The following is a 14,639-nucleotide window of genomic DNA, read 5'->3' on the forward strand; positions in this document are numbered from 1 at the left end:
TAATAAGTTACACGTTGGTGAACACCCAAACGTTTAGTCAGTTGAGGTTCACACGACAAAGTCCGGCAAACCTACCCCTTCGAATAGCACATGCCGACACATAGAAAGTTTCGGGAAAAAAACCTTCTCGTAACGTGGGGTCGCAAGATTATAGAGAAGTTGAGGTCAAAGATCGACCCTTAAATGTGATTTGGAATGGGTTTTTCGGGGGTTAAGTATTGTGCGGTCTGGTGCCCTCACCCCCGGCCCCTCTCCCACAGGGAGAGAGGAGCATTTACCTCACCCCCAGCCCCTCTCCACGGGAGAGGGTGGCATTTATGGCATATGCTCCCGCTTCAGGTATTCCTCGCTCTGCATCTCCTGCAGGCGCGACAGGCAGCGCTGGAACTCAAACTTAAGCCGCTCGCCCTGGTAGATCTCATATAAAGGTACCTCGGCGCTGACCACCAGCTTAACGTGGCGCTCATAAAACTCGTCCACCAGGGCAATGAAGCGTCGCGCTTCACTTTCCATCAGTTTCGTCATCACCGGCACATCCAGTACCATCACGGTGTGGAAGAGACGCGAAAGCGCAATGTAGTCGTGCTGACTACGGGCATCCACGCAGAGCGTCGTAAAGGAGACCGCCAGCGTTTGGTTTTCGACGCCGAGCGTTGGCAGCGGGCGATGGTTTATCTCCAGCGTCGGTGCATGTTCACGTTTTGTGCCCGCCAGCGCCAGCCACAGTTTATCCATCTCGCGGGTAGTCTGTGCATTGAGCGGTGAAAGCCACAAATGGGCCTGGGTCAGCGTGCGTAACCGGTAATCTACCCCGGCATCCACGTTCATGATGTCGCAGTGTTGCTTAATAGCATCAATAGCGGGCAAGAAGCGCGCCCGTTGCAGGCCGTTGCGATAGAGCTCGTCCGGCGGAATATTCGAAGTCGCCACCAGCGTGATCCCTCGGGCGAACAGGGCTTTCATCAGGCCACCTAGCAGCATGGCGTCGGTGATGTCAGACACAAAAAACTCATCGAAGCAGAGCACGTCTGTTTCCGCCTTGAATCTGTCGGCCACAATCTCCAGCGGATCGCTTTTGCCCTGCAGCGCGGTCAGTTCCTCATGCACCCGCAGCATAAAACGGTGAAAGTGCAGACGCTGCTTACGTGCGCCAGGCAGGCTGAGATAGAACAGGTCCATCAGCCAGGTTTTTCCGCGCCCGACCCCGCCCCACATATATAAACCACGCACCGGAGCCTGAGTCTGTGGCGTTTTTTTACCGAGCAATCGTCCAAATGCCGCTTTTAGCCCACTGCTCTGATCAACGTCAGCGGGTTTTGCCGTGAGTTCCTGATAAATCATCTCCAGGCGGTTTACCGCCTCACGTTGAACATCATCTGGTTGGTGCGTGCCCTCGTTAAGGGCCTGTTGATATCGTGACGCAGGGGACAGGTTTTGCATAATCTTATTGTTATTCCTTCAATTAACGCTCACCAGCAGGCGTGACTGATGAAAAAAAGGCCGTTCTACACTACGCGATGATACGTCAGGATTCCACTTCTGCGGAAATAGCGGTTATAGTGGCATTATCAGGCACAGGCAGGAGCCGAGCCAACACCCTACGGAACAACAAGACAACGGGAGAAGTTCATGACCTGGGAATATGCGCTAATCGGTTTAGTCGTCGGCATCGTGATCGGTGCTGTGGCCATGCGTTTCGGTAACCGCAAATTGCGTCAGCAGCAGTCACTGCAGTACGAACTGGAAAAGAACAAAGCAGAGCTGGAAGAGTATCGCGAAGAGCTGGTTAGCCACTTTGCCCGTAGCGCTGAGCTGCTGGACAATATGGCAACCGACTACCGTCAGCTGTATCAGCATATGGCGAAGAGCTCCAGCAGCCTGCTGCCGGAAATGACCGCGGAAACGAACCCGTTCCGCAACCGTCTGGCAGACTCGGAGGCCGGTAACGATCAGGCTCCGGTTCAGATGCCTCGTGACTATTCTGACGGCGCATCCGGTCTGCTACGCGGTGGCGCAAAACGCGATTAATCGCACAACCTGAATATATTTTACGGGCGCATCCCTTGCGCCCGTCCTTTCTTCCCGTCCCCAGCTATTATTTAGTCAAACGCCTCATTGTTCAGCGGTATAAAATTCAATAACATCATTATGATTTTGGGCCGTTCTTCTTTCATTCCAGGATACGAGAGTCAGCATCAATGAAGAAAAAAAACCAGCTGTTGAGCGCTTTAGCGTTAAGTGTCGGGTTATCCCTCTCGGCGTCCTTCCCTGCCAGTGCGGCGTTGCCCTCACAGGTGCCGGGACAAGCAGCCATTCCAAGCCTCGCGCCGATGCTGGAAAAAGTGTTGCCTGCGGTTGTCAGCGTGCAGGTTGAAGGCACGGCAGTACAAAGCCAGCGCGTACCGGAAGAACTGAAAAAATATTTTGGCGATGAGGGCCCTGACCAGCAGGCACAACCCTTTGAAGGTCTGGGTTCCGGCGTCATTATTGATGCGGCCAAAGGCTATATCCTGACCAACAATCATGTCATCAGCCAGGCCGATAAAATCAGCGTACAGCTGAACGATGGTCGCGAATTTGACGCCAAACTGATTGGCGGCGATGACCAGAGTGACATCGCACTGCTGCAGGTACAAAACCCGAGCAACCTGACCCAGATTGCCATTGCGGATTCCGACAAACTCCGCGTCGGTGATTTTGCCGTTGCCGTGGGCAACCCCTTTGGTTTAGGACAAACCGCCACCTCCGGCATTATCTCTGCGCTGGGGCGTAGCGGCCTGAATCTGGAAGGTCTGGAAAACTTTATCCAGACCGATGCCTCGATCAACCGCGGGAACTCCGGCGGGGCGTTGCTCAACCTTAACGGTGAGCTGATTGGGATTAACACAGCGATACTGGCGCCGGGCGGCGGCAGTATCGGGATCGGCTTTGCTATCCCGAGCAATATGGCCAAAACGCTGGCACAGCAGCTTATCCAGTTTGGCGAAGTCAAACGCGGGCTGTTGGGTATCAAAGGCATGGAGATGAGTGCGGATATTGCGAAAGCGTTCAATATTAACGTGCAGCGTGGTGCTTTTGTCAGTGAAGTGCTGCCAAACTCCGGCTCGGCAAAAGCAGGCATCAAATCAGGCGATGTAATCGTCAGCCTCAACGATAAGCCATTGAGCAGCTTTGCTGAATTGCGCTCGCGTATTGCCACGACTGAGCCCGGTGCGAAGGTGAAACTCGGTCTGATCCGTGACGGTAAGCCGTTGAACGTCGAAGTGACGCTGGATAAGAGTACCTCGTCATCGGCCAGCGCGGAGCTTATCGCCCCTGCGCTGCAAGGGGCAACGTTGAGCGACGGGCAACTGAAAGACGGTACGAAAGGCATTCGCATCGACACCGTTGAGAAGAGCAGCCCTGCCGCGCAGGCCGGATTGCATCAGGAAGACGTCATCATTGGCGTAAACCGTAATCGCGTGCAATCCATCGCTGAACTTCGCAAAGTGCTGGAGAGCAAGCCGGCGGTCATTGCCCTGCAGGTGATGCGCGGCAATGAGTCCATCTACATTCTGTTGCGCTAAGCATTTGCTATCCCGGACATCACCGCTGCGTGTGATGTCCGGATAACTCATGTTATGCTGCAAATCGTTCCTTTTATCACGACACGCGCATCATGCTTTCAAAGCTCTTACGTTCCATTGTTATCGGTTTGATTGTCGCTGGCCTGCTGCTGCTGGCGATGCCGTCTTTGCGTCAGTTCAATAAACTGTCCGCTCCCCAGTTCGACAGCGCGGATGAAACGCCAGCAACCTATAACACGGCCGTTCGCCGTGCCGCCCCTGCCGTGGTTAACGTTTATAACCGCGGCCTCAATAGCTCGGCCCATAACCAGCTTGAGATCCGCACGCTGGGCTCCGGGGTGATTATGGACGAGCGCGGCTACATTATTACCAACAAACATGTGATCAACGATGCCGACCAAATCATCGTTGCCCTGCAGGATGGCCGCGTGTTTGAAGCATTGCTGGTGGGTTCTGACAGCCTGACCGACCTTGCCGTGCTCAAAATCAATGCCACCGGGGGTTTGCCGGTCATTCCGATTAACCGCAAACGCACGCCACACATTGGCGACGTGGTCCTGGCTATTGGTAACCCTTACAACCTCGGCCAGACGATCACGCAGGGGATTATCAGCGCAACCGGTCGAATTGGCCTTAACCCGTCAGGGCGGCAGAATTTCCTGCAAACCGATGCGTCAATCAACCACGGTAACTCGGGTGGCGCGCTGGTTAACTCGCTGGGCGAACTGATGGGCATCAATACCCTCTCGTTCGATAAGAGCAACGACGGCGAGACGCCGGAGGGGATCGGCTTTGCTATTCCCTTCCAGCTGGCGACCAAGATTATGGATAAGCTGATTCGCGACGGGCGCGTCATCCGCGGCTATATCGGCATTGGCGGGCGCGAAATTGCACCGATGCATACCCAGGGCGGCGGTATCGATCAGATTCAGGGCATTGTGGTCAACGAGGTATCGCCTGGCGGTCCGGCGGCTAACGCGGGGATTCAGGTGAATGATGTCATTGTCTCGGTTAACGGCACACCGGCCGTCTCTGCCCTGGAGACGATGGACCAGGTGGCAGAAATTCGTCCGGGTTCGATCATCCCTGTTGAAGTCATGCGTAACGATAAAAAACTGACGCTGCATGTGACGGTTCAGGAATATCCGGCAACAAACTGACAGCCATAAAAAAACCGAAGCCAGTCAGTGCTTCGGTTTTTTTTTGCCGGGTGGCGCTAACGCTTACCCGCCCTACGGCAGTTGGCTCGTTTTACTTATTAACGAACTCTTCGCCCAGCGTGATATCTTTCTTCAGCGTATCCAGCATGCCTTCCATCGCGTTTTGCTCAAACGCGCTCAGCGTACCGATAGACTTACGTTCTTCAATACCATTTTTACCCAGCAGCAGCGGCTGAGAGAAGAAGCGGGCATGTTCGCCATCGCCTTCAACGTAAGCGCATTCAACAACGCCTTTTTCGCCCTGCAGAGCGCGAACCAGTGACAGACCGAAACGTGCCGCCGCCTGGCCCATAGACAGCGTTGCAGAACCGCCACCCGCCTTCGCTTCCACCACTTCGGTGCCCGCGTTCTGGATACGTTTGGTCAGGTCAGCCACTTCCTGCTCGGTAAAGCTCACGCCTGGGATCTGCGACAGCAGAGGCAGAATGGTGACACCAGAGTGACCGCCAATGACAGGCACTTCCACTTCTGTTGGCTGTTTGCCTTTCAGCTCAGCAACAAAGGTGTTGGAACGGATGATATCCAGCGTGGTCACGCCGAACAGTTTGTTTTTATCGTAAACACCTGCTTTCTTCAGCACTTCTGCCGCGATAGCGACGGTGGTGTTCACTGGGTTAGTGATGATGCCGATGCACGCTTTCGGGCAGACTTCAGCGATCTGCTGCACCAGGTTTTTCACGATGCCCGCGTTGACGTTGAACAGATCTGAACGATCCATGCCTGGCTTACGCGCCACGCCTGCAGAAATCAGCACCACATCAGCACCCTGCAGTGCAGGACGTGCATCTTCACCGGAGAAGCCTTTGATTTTTACAGCTGTCGGGATGTGGCTCAGGTCAACCGCCACACCTGGGGTTACCGGAGCAATATCGTACAGGGAGAGTTCTGAGCCTGAAGGCAGTTGGGTTTTCAGTAGTAGGGCAAGCGCCTGGCCGATACCACCAGCAGCGCCGAGGACTGCGACTTTCATCCTAAACTCCTTATTATGGTTAACTTAAGTATCTGTAAATCCGTTGCCGCGACCTTAATTCAGCAAGTCTTTAATTACAATTTTCGAAGCTAAAGAATTTGAGGTCACGCGTCTTTATCTCCCATCAGAAGGCTATCTGACGACAGAAGGCAACGCATTAAGAGGGGGTTACAATACACCCTGCCCCGCCACCAAAACAACATCATTTTGATAACATTTAATTTACTTTTAAGCTTATTTGCGTGGCGTGACCCAGGCATGTTTTCTGATAACGAAATCTGATAAAATCACTCCCTTTCATAACATTATTTCAGCCTTGCGCTGAGTAGATAATTTGCATAAAAATTCATCCACATGCATAATAATGTTGTTTCTTTCGTCATATTCCGGGTGACTTATGCGAAGCTCGTCTAAGCAAGAAGAATTAGTAAAGGCGTTTAAAGCGCTACTCAAAGAAGAGAAATTCAGTTCTCAGGGAGAAATTGTTCAGGCGCTGCAGGAACAAGGTTTCGATAACATCAATCAGTCGAAAGTCTCCCGCATGTTAACGAAGTTTGGCGCGGTACGTACCCGTAACGCGAAGATGGAGATGGTCTATTGCCTGCCGGCTGAACTTGGCGTGCCGACCACTTCCAGCCCCCTCAAAAATCTGGTTCTGGATATCGACTATAACGACGCCGTGGTGGTGATCCACACAAGCCCTGGTGCCGCACAGCTGATTGCCCGCATGCTGGACTCGTTAGGTAAAACGGAGGGCATCCTGGGTACCATCGCAGGCGACGACACCATTTTTACCACCCCGGCCAGCGGTTTCTCCGTAAAAGATCTCCACGAAGCGATTCTGGTTCTGTTCGAACAGGAACTGTAATCCTCTCTCCCCGTAGCGCTGCTACGGGGAACATCCTGCTCCAGCCTCGTTTTCCCCTGCATTCCACTGCCTCTGGTTTTAACAAATAGTGCTTTTTACCGCCTATTAACATTCATCTGGTGAATGATAAATCAAAAAATCGCACAAAAAATCAAAAGCAGATATCCATATGATTTTCTTAGATTTAAACACACTTAAAGCTCAAAAATCACTCAATATTATGCATTTTGGTTATAAAAAACGGTGTGTTTAACACGTAATAACACAGGAAACCATTAGTCTGGTATTAATTTTTACCGTTATTAGTGTATACTTGATTTTGTGATGAGGGTCACGAAACAAGACCCCACTAAAAAATTCGACGAGGTAAGAATCATGAAAATCAAAACTACTGTAGCGGCGCTGAGCGTCCTGTCTGTCCTGTCCTTCGGTGCTTTCGCGGCTGACGCTATTAATGCTGACCAGGCACAATCCCGTGAGGCAATCGGTACGGTTTCGGTCGGTGCAGTCGGCACGTCGCCAATGGACATGCATGAAATGCTGAACAAAAAAGCGGAAGAAAAAGGTGCATCATCTTATCGCATCATCGAAGCGCGTTCCGGTGACCACTGGCACGCAACCGCAGAGCTGTACAAATAAGTTTTAGTTATCACTGAAGATGTAATTCTCCACTCAACGGCACCAGGCATAAAAATAGCGGTTCAACCCTTCTCGCCGTTGAGCAAAAAACCTTTTCCAGGAGTAAAGACTATGAAAACCAAATTGATCATCGCAACCCTCGGTCTGGCATCCGTTCTCTCTTTCGGCGCAAGCGCAGCCGTACAGCAAGTGAATGCCGACCAGGCACAAAATCTGCAGCGTATGGGCAGCGTATCCGTCACGTCGGTCACCGGCTCACCGATGGATATCCGTCAGGAACTTGCCGCCAAAGCTGAAAAAGCAGGCGCCAGCAGCTATCGCGTCACCGAACTGAATCAGGGTGACCACTGGCATGCCACGGCAGAACTGTATAAATAAACCCTCGTCGTATCTCATCATACGACTTGCCCCTGGCCTGATGGTCAGGGGCTTTTTTATGGCTTGCTCAGTGGCGAGCATTGAAACGCAGTTGTCCTTCCAGCTCTTCTTCCGCTTCATCGAACAGTAATATCAGCGCCCCGAAACGTCTGCGCAGCTTATCGGGCAGATGGATAAACTCTATTTCCAGCGGTAGCGGCAACAGACTGCCGGTTACCACATCCCACAGCGTATCCAGGTTCGTCACGCTTTGTTGTTCAAGATCAAACACCCGTGTAAATTCCCGGTAGAAGTCTTCCTGACTGTCTATCTCATCAAAATCAAAGGTATAGGTTTTCATTACCAGCCACCAGTCCAGGCGAGCGGCAGATGCCGCTCCATCTATTATAATCCCCCGATATGCAGGGTTTTAACTTCCAGATACTCTTCCAGCCCCAGCACCGATCCCTCACGCCCCAGGCCGGATTCTTTCACGCCGCCAAAGGGCCCCAGCTCTGTGGAGACGGCGCACTCGTTAATCCCAATCATTCCGCTTTCAATTGCCTGTGAAACGCGGAAGACCCGCGAGAGATTCTGTGTATAGAAGTACGCCGCCAGACCATAAGGCGTGTTGTTGGCACGCTGGATGACTTCATCTTCTGAAGTGAAACGGAAGCACGCCGCGACCGGGCCAAACGTCTCCTCTTCTGCCAGCTTCATCCCTTCATGACAGTCCCCCAGTACGGTTGGCATCCAGAAATTGCCGCCAAGGGAATGAGGTTTACCGCCCGCCAGCACGGTCGCGCCACGCGCAACAGCGTCGTCAACATGTTCACGTACCTTGTCGACCGCTGCACCTTCAATCAACGGCCCGACGACGACGCCGTCCTCAAGACCATTTCCCACCTTCAGCGCCTTCACCGCATCAGCGAGTTTATTCACGAATTTGTCGTAGACGGTTTCCTGAATATAGAAGCGGTTCACGCTGACGCAGACCTGCCCGGCATTGCGAAACTTATTGGCGATCGCGCCTTTCACAGCCGCGTCGATGTCTGCATCCTCAAAGACGATGTACGGAGCATTTCCCCCCAGCTCCATCGAGACTTTTTTCATGGTTTCTGCGGCGTTACGCACCAGCGTTTTGCCAACCGATGTCGAGCCGGTGAAGGAGATTTTTCGCACGTCCCGGCTGGCCATAATCGCGTCGCTGATTTCGTGCGTATTCCCGGCGACTGCGTTGAGTACCCCATCCGGTACGCCGGCCTGTTTTGCCAGCGTCAGCAGCGCAAAAGCGCTGAGCGGCGTGTTATTGGCCGGTTTGATTACCCCGGTGCATCCGGCTGCCAGCGCCGGGCCTAACTTGCGGGTGAGCATCGCCATCGGGAAGTTCCACGGCGTGATAGCCGCGACAACACCTATCGGTTCACGGGTCGCCAGAATGCGCGAGCCGGGTTTGATCGGCGGAATAATTTCACCGTTCGCACGCTTGGCCTCTTCGGCAAACCACTGGATAAAGCTGGCGGCGTACTCCACTTCACCTTCCGCTTCTTTCAGGGGCTTACCCTGTTCGGTGGTCATTAGCCGTCCGAGCCAGCTTTTATTCTCAATAATCAGTTCGTACCAGCGGTAAAGAATGGCCGAACGCTCTTTCGCGGTTTTGGCGCGCCATGCAGGGAAAGCCTGGGTGGCGGCAGCAATTGCTGCTTCGGTCTCTGCTTTGCCGGCTTTCGCGACGCGGGCGATGACTTCCCCGGTAGCCGGGTTAAGCACATCAAACGTCGTATCCAGCGGTTTCCAGAGGCCGTTAACCAGATAGCCGGTCTGAAAAAGGGTATTGTCCTGAAGCGCCTGGGTCGTCATGTGTCCTCCCTTTCTGAATGTAAGAACGTGCTGGAATAAGTATAGCCACAAAAAAACCGACGCTTTTGGCGTCGGTTTTTTTACTTCAGTCAGTTATCGGTGAGGGCATTTTGATAGCGACGCAGCATCAGCGCCAGCCGCCCTACCGGTTCGGTGACCTGAAGCGGTGCATCCCAGTGCTTAAGCTTTTCCTGATAGATATCGAGCTCTTCAAGCAGCTGCGTAAAGTAACGGCGACGTTTGTCATCACTGCTGGCGGAAAGCACATGGTCCGCGGTACGACGCAGCTGACGGTGCCAGGCGGAGAGATCGTCGTTGATCGGCACCGGTGCACTGCGCAGACGCTGGTGCGCGATAATCATGGTTAACGCCAGGCGGAACTTCGCGATGTCGCCCGGAAACTTGTTCAGCAGTAAAAACAGCTGCTGATAGAGCGCCGGGAGGTGGTTCTCTTTACGACGCGCCGTATTGGTGGTCATCGACGACACGGCGGCAGAAACAAACTGATTCAATAACACACGCCCCGTCCGCGCCTGTGAGTTATCTCGCACCAGCAGAATGACCATCATCGCCAGGAAACAGCCCACCAGCTGGCCCAGCGCGCTGTCGAGGAATTGGCTGAAATGGAAAGTCATCGGGTTATCGAGCACGATGATGTTAATCGTACTCGCCAGCGCCCCTAGCGATCCCAGGCGACGCTTTTGCACTTCAATGCCGATAAAGAACGCCATCACCGCCAGGCTAATACAGAGCAGCAACATGCTTTGTTGCGTCGACGGGATGATGACCAGGAAATAGAGCGCCCCTATCGGCAGGGCGGCAATGGTACCGTAGAGGAAATCAACGGCAACCATACGCGGGTTAGGCAGACGCATCGCCAGTGCGGTCACAACGGCAATCATCACCATCGCGCCGCTGCCAGACGTCCAGCCTGTCCACAACCAGAACAGCGTACCGAGCATACAGGCAAGCGTGGTACGCCAGAAGTTGACCATCGCGTGGTGACGTTCGGCAGATTCGGCCTTGATGACCACTTCACCCTGGAGGACCTCTTCTTCCGCCGCGCTAATTTTGGTGTTGCCGATCACGCCACGTTTCAGCAGCAGATAGCGCGTCGCGGCCCCGACCCAGGTGTAGATGGTCACCGGCGTGTCGCGCTCCCCGGTCCAGGCGATCACCCGACGCATACGCTTAAGCTGTTTATGCACGTCCTGCACGGTTTCCACCGGCTCGGAAAACAGCTCACGGAACGTATCGGTGACCGCTTCCGGACGGGTGTTCTGGATGAGATACGTTTCGCACGCCTGGGTAATCAGCGTCAGGGAGACAGTATTGAGGGCTTTCAGGCGGCGGTTCGCACGGGCCCAGCGCGAGGACTCCATGTTGAGGTTGCTACGCATCCCCTCCAGCGCCTGCGTCCGGCGAACCAGCCCGCTCCAGGCGTTATCCACCTCTTCACTGTCGCCATGCTTAATGCACAGCTGCATCAGCTGGTACTGGGCAACGATCAGCGCGTCAAGTTCACGGTCGACTTCCTGTTTGATGGAGCGTGGAGAGAAAAGCAGGTCAGCGACAATCGCACTCACAATACCGATCACAATCTCGCTGCAGCGCTCCACTGCAAACTGCGGCGCGAGCAAAGGTTCAGACTGAATGGTGATGATAATAATCAGCGCGGTATAACCCGCCAGCCCCCAGGCGTAGGAGTTTTCCACTTTCACCAGAGACGAAATCCAGGTGCAGAAACCCGCCCAGATACAGCACACCATCAGCATCAACAATGGCGTGCGGATCATCAGAATAATAATGGTGAGTGCTGCGAAACAGCCGATAAACGTCCCGATGATACGCAGCATCCCACGATAGCGGATCGCGCCAGAATAGGGTTCCCCGCCAGCGGCAAAGGCAGGACCCGCCGCAACTATTGCAGCCGTCAGGACCGCCCAGCGAGGGGTTTCAAGCTGGAAGTGAAAGCCAACAAACAGCGCCAGCACAATGGCACAGGCCAGCTTCACGGCGAAGCGAATGTGCTGGCTGGCGATGGAAAAGATACCCATGGCGATTAACCAAACTCGCGCAGGCGATGGGCAATTTTACGGAAGAAGGAGTCCTGGCTGGCATCCCGATCTTTTTCACCGGTGATCACCACCGTCGCCGTGGTCCCCGCCGGCCACAGGTTGCCCTGCTGTTCATCAAGGTGAATACGTACCGGCACACGCTGCGCCAGACGCACCCATTCCAGGTTGGAATCCACCGTCGCCATTCCTTTGGTATCGTTAGAGCTGCTGGAGTTGGTCACCCCTGCAGCGACACTGTCGACGGTACCTTTGAAGACGCGGTTACTGCCCAGCGGCGTGATTTCCGCACGATAACCCGGACGCACGCCTTCCAGCTTGGTCTCTTCCATATAGGCGAGCACGTAGAAGGAGTTCTGTTTAACCAGCGCCACGGCAGTGGAGCCACGGGTAATAAACTCCCCGGCATAGACATTGAGGTTAGTGACCCAGCCGTCGGATGGCGCGCGGATCACGGTGCGCTCCAGATCGAGCTTAGCGAGATCGCGCGTGGCTTGCGCTTTCGCCAGCTGGTGCAGCACGGTTTGCAGCACGTTGTTAGACTGGTCTATCTCTTCACGGGACATGGCCTGAACGCCCAACTGGTTACGGCGGCCCGCCTCACGGCGTTTTTCCGATGCCAGCGCCTGGTAATAGGCGACATCTGCTTCCGCTTCTTCCAGCGCCTTCTGGTAACGAGGCTGGTCGATGGTGAACAGAACCTGATCTTTTTTCACCAGCTGGTTATCGTGAACATTCACCGCCGTGATTAGACCAGCCACATCGGGGGCGATGGCCACGACATCCGCGCTGAAGCGCGCATCACGCGTCCACGGTGATTCGGTGTAATAGACCCAGGCACGAAAAATAGCGATGAAGGCGAGGATAACCAGGGCCATCGTGATGGCAGTGCGGGAGATTTTTCTTGTTAGCGTTTTCACATCAACCTCAGACAAACATGCGCGATATCAGGTAAAACAGGCAGCAATACAGCGCGGTATTGAACAATGCAGGGTGCCAGACGAAATCGTAAATCCCGGTAGGGACCAGCACCTTGCGCACCAGCCAGAAGATCGCCAGTGATAAAAGTAGCTCGAAAAATATCGGTGGGAACGACAGACCGAACACCACGATAACGGGAAACAGACTCATGTTGACCTTGATAAGAGAGAGTGCAGGCTTCAGAATTTTTTAGCGCACGCCATCGCAGAAGAGCAAGAAACGTCGGGCGAGAATGGCGCAGCCGTTATGTAATTAATAATATATTAACGTAACTGTTATGCTGTTATCTATAATATGTGATCTAAATCACTTTTAAGCCAGAGTGAACAATGGAACGTTTAAAACGCATGTCGGTCTTCGCCAAAGTGGTTGAACTGGGTTCGTTTACCGCCGCGGCACGTCAGCTTCAGATGAGCGTATCATCCATTAGCCAGACGGTCTCTAAACTGGAAGATGAGCTACAGGTCAAGCTGCTCAACCGCAGTACCCGCAGCATTGGGCTGACGGAGGCGGGTAAAATTTACTATCAGGGCTGCCGACGCATGATGCACGAAGTACAAGACGTCCATGAACAGCTCTACGCCTTTAACAACACCCCGATCGGCACACTCCGTATAGGGTGTTCTTCAACTATGGCACAAAATGTACTCGCTGCCATGACCGCGGATATGCTGAAGGAGTACCCCGGGCTTACCGTCAATCTGGTGACGGGTATCCCGGCGCCGGATCTGATCGCCGATGGTCTGGACGTGGTGATCCGCGTGGGGGCGTTGCAGGATTCCAGCCTCTTCTCGCGTCGACTGGGCAGCATGCCGATGGTTGTCTGCGCCTCGAAAAGCTATCTTGCGCAGTACGGCGTTCCGGAGAAACCCGCGGATCTCACCAACCACTCCTGGCTGGAGTACAGCGTGCGACCCGACAATGAATTCGAGCTGATTGCCCCGGAGGGGATCTCCACCCGGCTGCTGCCGGAAGGACGATTCGTCACTAACGATCCGATGACCATTTCGCGCTGGCTGGTGGCCGGTGCGGGGATCGCCTACGTCCCGTTGATGTGGGTGATCAATGAGATCAACAGCGGCGTGCTGGAGATCCTTTTCCCTCGCTATCAATCCGATCCGCGCCCGGTCTACGCCCTGTATACCGAAAAGGACAAGCTGCCGCTCAAAGTGCAGGTGTGTATCAACTATCTGACCGACTATTTTGTGGACGTGGCGGAGCTGTTTCAGGGGATGCGGGGAAGAAGAAAGGAATAATCAATTTATTTCTGAACGCATAGAGGCAATGAATATTCCCAGGATGAATCCCTTGTTGATTCAGGAATATTCCTTCACCACTATCAGGAATAGAGAATTGACACTACTGCCGCCACCCCATTACTTTATATGCAGTCTGCTCGTCAGACTGTTATTAATTTGTTGCTGATATGAATAATAAAATGTATTCCGCAGGATGACGTTAAACAAGGAAAAGAAATGAATCTATTTGAACAAACACCGCCTTCACGCAGGCGCTATGGACTCGCCGCGTTCATCGGTTTAATTGCAGGGATTGTCTCCGCGTTTGTCAAATGGGGAGCCGAAGTACCGCTTCCACCACGCAGCCCCTCCGACTTATTCACCGGCGCATGCGGACCCGAGCAATTAATAAGAGCCGCAAGCCAGATTGACTGTTCCCGCAATTTTTTAAACCCTCCCTATGTATTTTTACGCGACTGGCTGGGCGTTGTTGATCCTAACGCGGCAGTTTATACATTTGCCGGACATATATTTAACTGGGTTGGCGTGACGCATATTATTTTCTCAATCGTCTTCGCTGTTGGCTATTGTGTCGTGGCTGAAGTCTTCCCGAAAATTAAACTCTGGCAGGGTTTGCTGGCGGGTGCGTTAGCTCAGCTCTTTGTGCATATGATCTCCTTCCCGCTGATGGGGCTGACGCCACCGCTGTTTGAGCTGCCGTGGTATGAACACGTTTCAGAGATCGTAGGCCATCTGGTCTGGTTCTGGTCGATCGAAATTATTCGTCGTGACTTGCGTAACCGCATCACACACGAGCCGGATCCGGAGATACCGCTGGGTAACTTACGTTAAAAAAAAGGCGCTA

Annotated in this window: 15 protein-coding genes; 8 read left to right on the plus strand and 7 right to left on the minus strand. The window is 53.7% G+C overall.

Annotated features, from left to right (window positions below; genetic code table 11):
• Positions 1–315: 315 nt before the first annotated feature.
• A complete protein-coding gene (gene zapE / locus G0034_RS20490) occupies positions 316–1,440 on the minus strand; it encodes a cell division protein ZapE (protein WP_014885419.1) in 1,125 nt (374 codons plus the stop codon).
• A 189-nt stretch (positions 1,441–1,629) separates the two neighbouring features.
• Between zapE and zapG the strand changes: the two genes are divergently transcribed.
• The 3 genes from zapG to degS all read left to right on the plus strand — a co-directional run bounded on the left by zapG (position 1,630) and on the right by degS (position 4,726).
• Positions 1,630–2,028 (plus strand): Z-ring associated protein ZapG, encoded by a 399-nt coding sequence (zapG, locus tag G0034_RS20495; RefSeq protein WP_010436126.1) that lies wholly within the window; start codon positions 1,630–1,632, stop codon positions 2,026–2,028.
• 170 nt (positions 2,029–2,198) lie between these two features.
• Positions 2,199–3,566, plus strand: a complete 1,368-nt coding sequence (gene degQ, locus G0034_RS20500) for a serine endoprotease DegQ (RefSeq protein ID WP_023331415.1) — start codon at positions 2,199–2,201, stop codon at positions 3,564–3,566.
• 92 nt (positions 3,567–3,658) lie between these two features.
• The gene (gene degS, locus G0034_RS20505) at positions 3,659–4,726 is read left to right on the plus strand and encodes an outer membrane-stress sensor serine endopeptidase DegS (RefSeq protein ID WP_014885421.1); all 1,068 of its coding nucleotides are present in this window, start codon (positions 3,659–3,661) and stop codon (positions 4,724–4,726) included.
• Between the two features lie 91 nt (positions 4,727–4,817).
• Here degS and mdh read toward each other — a convergent pair whose 3' ends face one another.
• On the minus strand, positions 4,818–5,756 hold the full coding sequence (gene mdh, locus G0034_RS20510; protein WP_014885422.1) for a malate dehydrogenase: 939 nt from the start codon (positions 5,754–5,756) through the stop codon (positions 4,818–4,820).
• A 397-nt stretch (positions 5,757–6,153) separates the two neighbouring features.
• On the opposite strand from mdh, the gene argR reads away from it, so the two are divergent.
• The 3 genes from argR to yhcN (G0034_RS20525) all read left to right on the plus strand — a co-directional run bounded on the left by argR (position 6,154) and on the right by yhcN (G0034_RS20525) (position 7,641).
• Positions 6,154–6,624, plus strand: a complete 471-nt coding sequence (gene argR / locus G0034_RS20515; protein WP_008502836.1) for a transcriptional regulator ArgR — start codon at positions 6,154–6,156, stop codon at positions 6,622–6,624.
• 375 nt (positions 6,625–6,999) lie between these two features.
• Positions 7,000–7,263 carry a peroxide/acid stress response protein YhcN gene (gene yhcN, locus G0034_RS20520; protein ID WP_014885423.1) on the plus strand — a complete coding sequence of 88 codons (264 nt, stop codon included), beginning with the start codon at positions 7,000–7,002 and terminating at the stop codon, positions 7,261–7,263.
• 111 nt (positions 7,264–7,374) lie between these two features.
• The gene (yhcN, locus tag G0034_RS20525; protein ID WP_014885424.1) at positions 7,375–7,641 is read left to right on the plus strand and encodes a peroxide/acid stress response protein YhcN; all 267 of its coding nucleotides are present in this window, start codon (positions 7,375–7,377) and stop codon (positions 7,639–7,641) included.
• Positions 7,642–7,708: 67 nt separating this feature from the next.
• Here the strand turns inward: yhcN (G0034_RS20525) and G0034_RS20530 are convergent, their stop codons facing one another.
• The 5 genes from G0034_RS20530 to aaeX form a co-directional block, all read right to left on the minus strand.
• Positions 7,709–7,981: a barstar family protein gene (locus G0034_RS20530; RefSeq protein WP_045281399.1), complete on the minus strand. Its 273-nt coding sequence runs from the start codon at positions 7,979–7,981 to the stop codon at positions 7,709–7,711.
• A 44-nt stretch (positions 7,982–8,025) separates the two neighbouring features.
• A complete protein-coding gene (locus G0034_RS20535; RefSeq protein ID WP_014885426.1) occupies positions 8,026–9,480 on the minus strand; it encodes an NAD-dependent succinate-semialdehyde dehydrogenase in 1,455 nt (484 codons plus the stop codon).
• A gap of 89 nt (positions 9,481–9,569) precedes the next feature.
• A complete protein-coding gene (aaeB, locus tag G0034_RS20540; RefSeq protein WP_059372550.1) occupies positions 9,570–11,537 on the minus strand; it encodes a p-hydroxybenzoic acid efflux pump subunit AaeB in 1,968 nt (655 codons plus the stop codon).
• A gap of 5 nt (positions 11,538–11,542) precedes the next feature.
• On the minus strand, positions 11,543–12,475 hold the full coding sequence (gene aaeA, locus G0034_RS20545) for a p-hydroxybenzoic acid efflux pump subunit AaeA (protein ID WP_014885428.1): 933 nt from the start codon (positions 12,473–12,475) through the stop codon (positions 11,543–11,545).
• A gap of 7 nt (positions 12,476–12,482) precedes the next feature.
• Positions 12,483–12,686 carry a p-hydroxybenzoic acid efflux pump operon protein AaeX gene (aaeX, locus tag G0034_RS20550; RefSeq protein ID WP_003860416.1) on the minus strand — a complete coding sequence of 68 codons (204 nt, stop codon included), beginning with the start codon at positions 12,684–12,686 and terminating at the stop codon, positions 12,483–12,485.
• A gap of 179 nt (positions 12,687–12,865) precedes the next feature.
• On the opposite strand from aaeX, the gene aaeR reads away from it, so the two are divergent.
• On the plus strand, positions 12,866–13,792 hold the full coding sequence (gene aaeR, locus G0034_RS20555; protein WP_014885429.1) for an HTH-type transcriptional activator AaeR: 927 nt from the start codon (positions 12,866–12,868) through the stop codon (positions 13,790–13,792).
• A gap of 219 nt (positions 13,793–14,011) precedes the next feature.
• Positions 14,012–14,626 carry a YagU family protein gene (locus tag G0034_RS20560; protein WP_023331418.1) on the plus strand — a complete coding sequence of 205 codons (615 nt, stop codon included), beginning with the start codon at positions 14,012–14,014 and terminating at the stop codon, positions 14,624–14,626.
• Positions 14,627–14,639 lie beyond the last annotated feature (13 nt).

The organism is Enterobacter sp. T2 (assembly GCF_010692925.1).
GTDB classification, from domain to species: domain Bacteria; phylum Pseudomonadota; class Gammaproteobacteria; order Enterobacterales; family Enterobacteriaceae; genus Enterobacter; species Enterobacter kobei.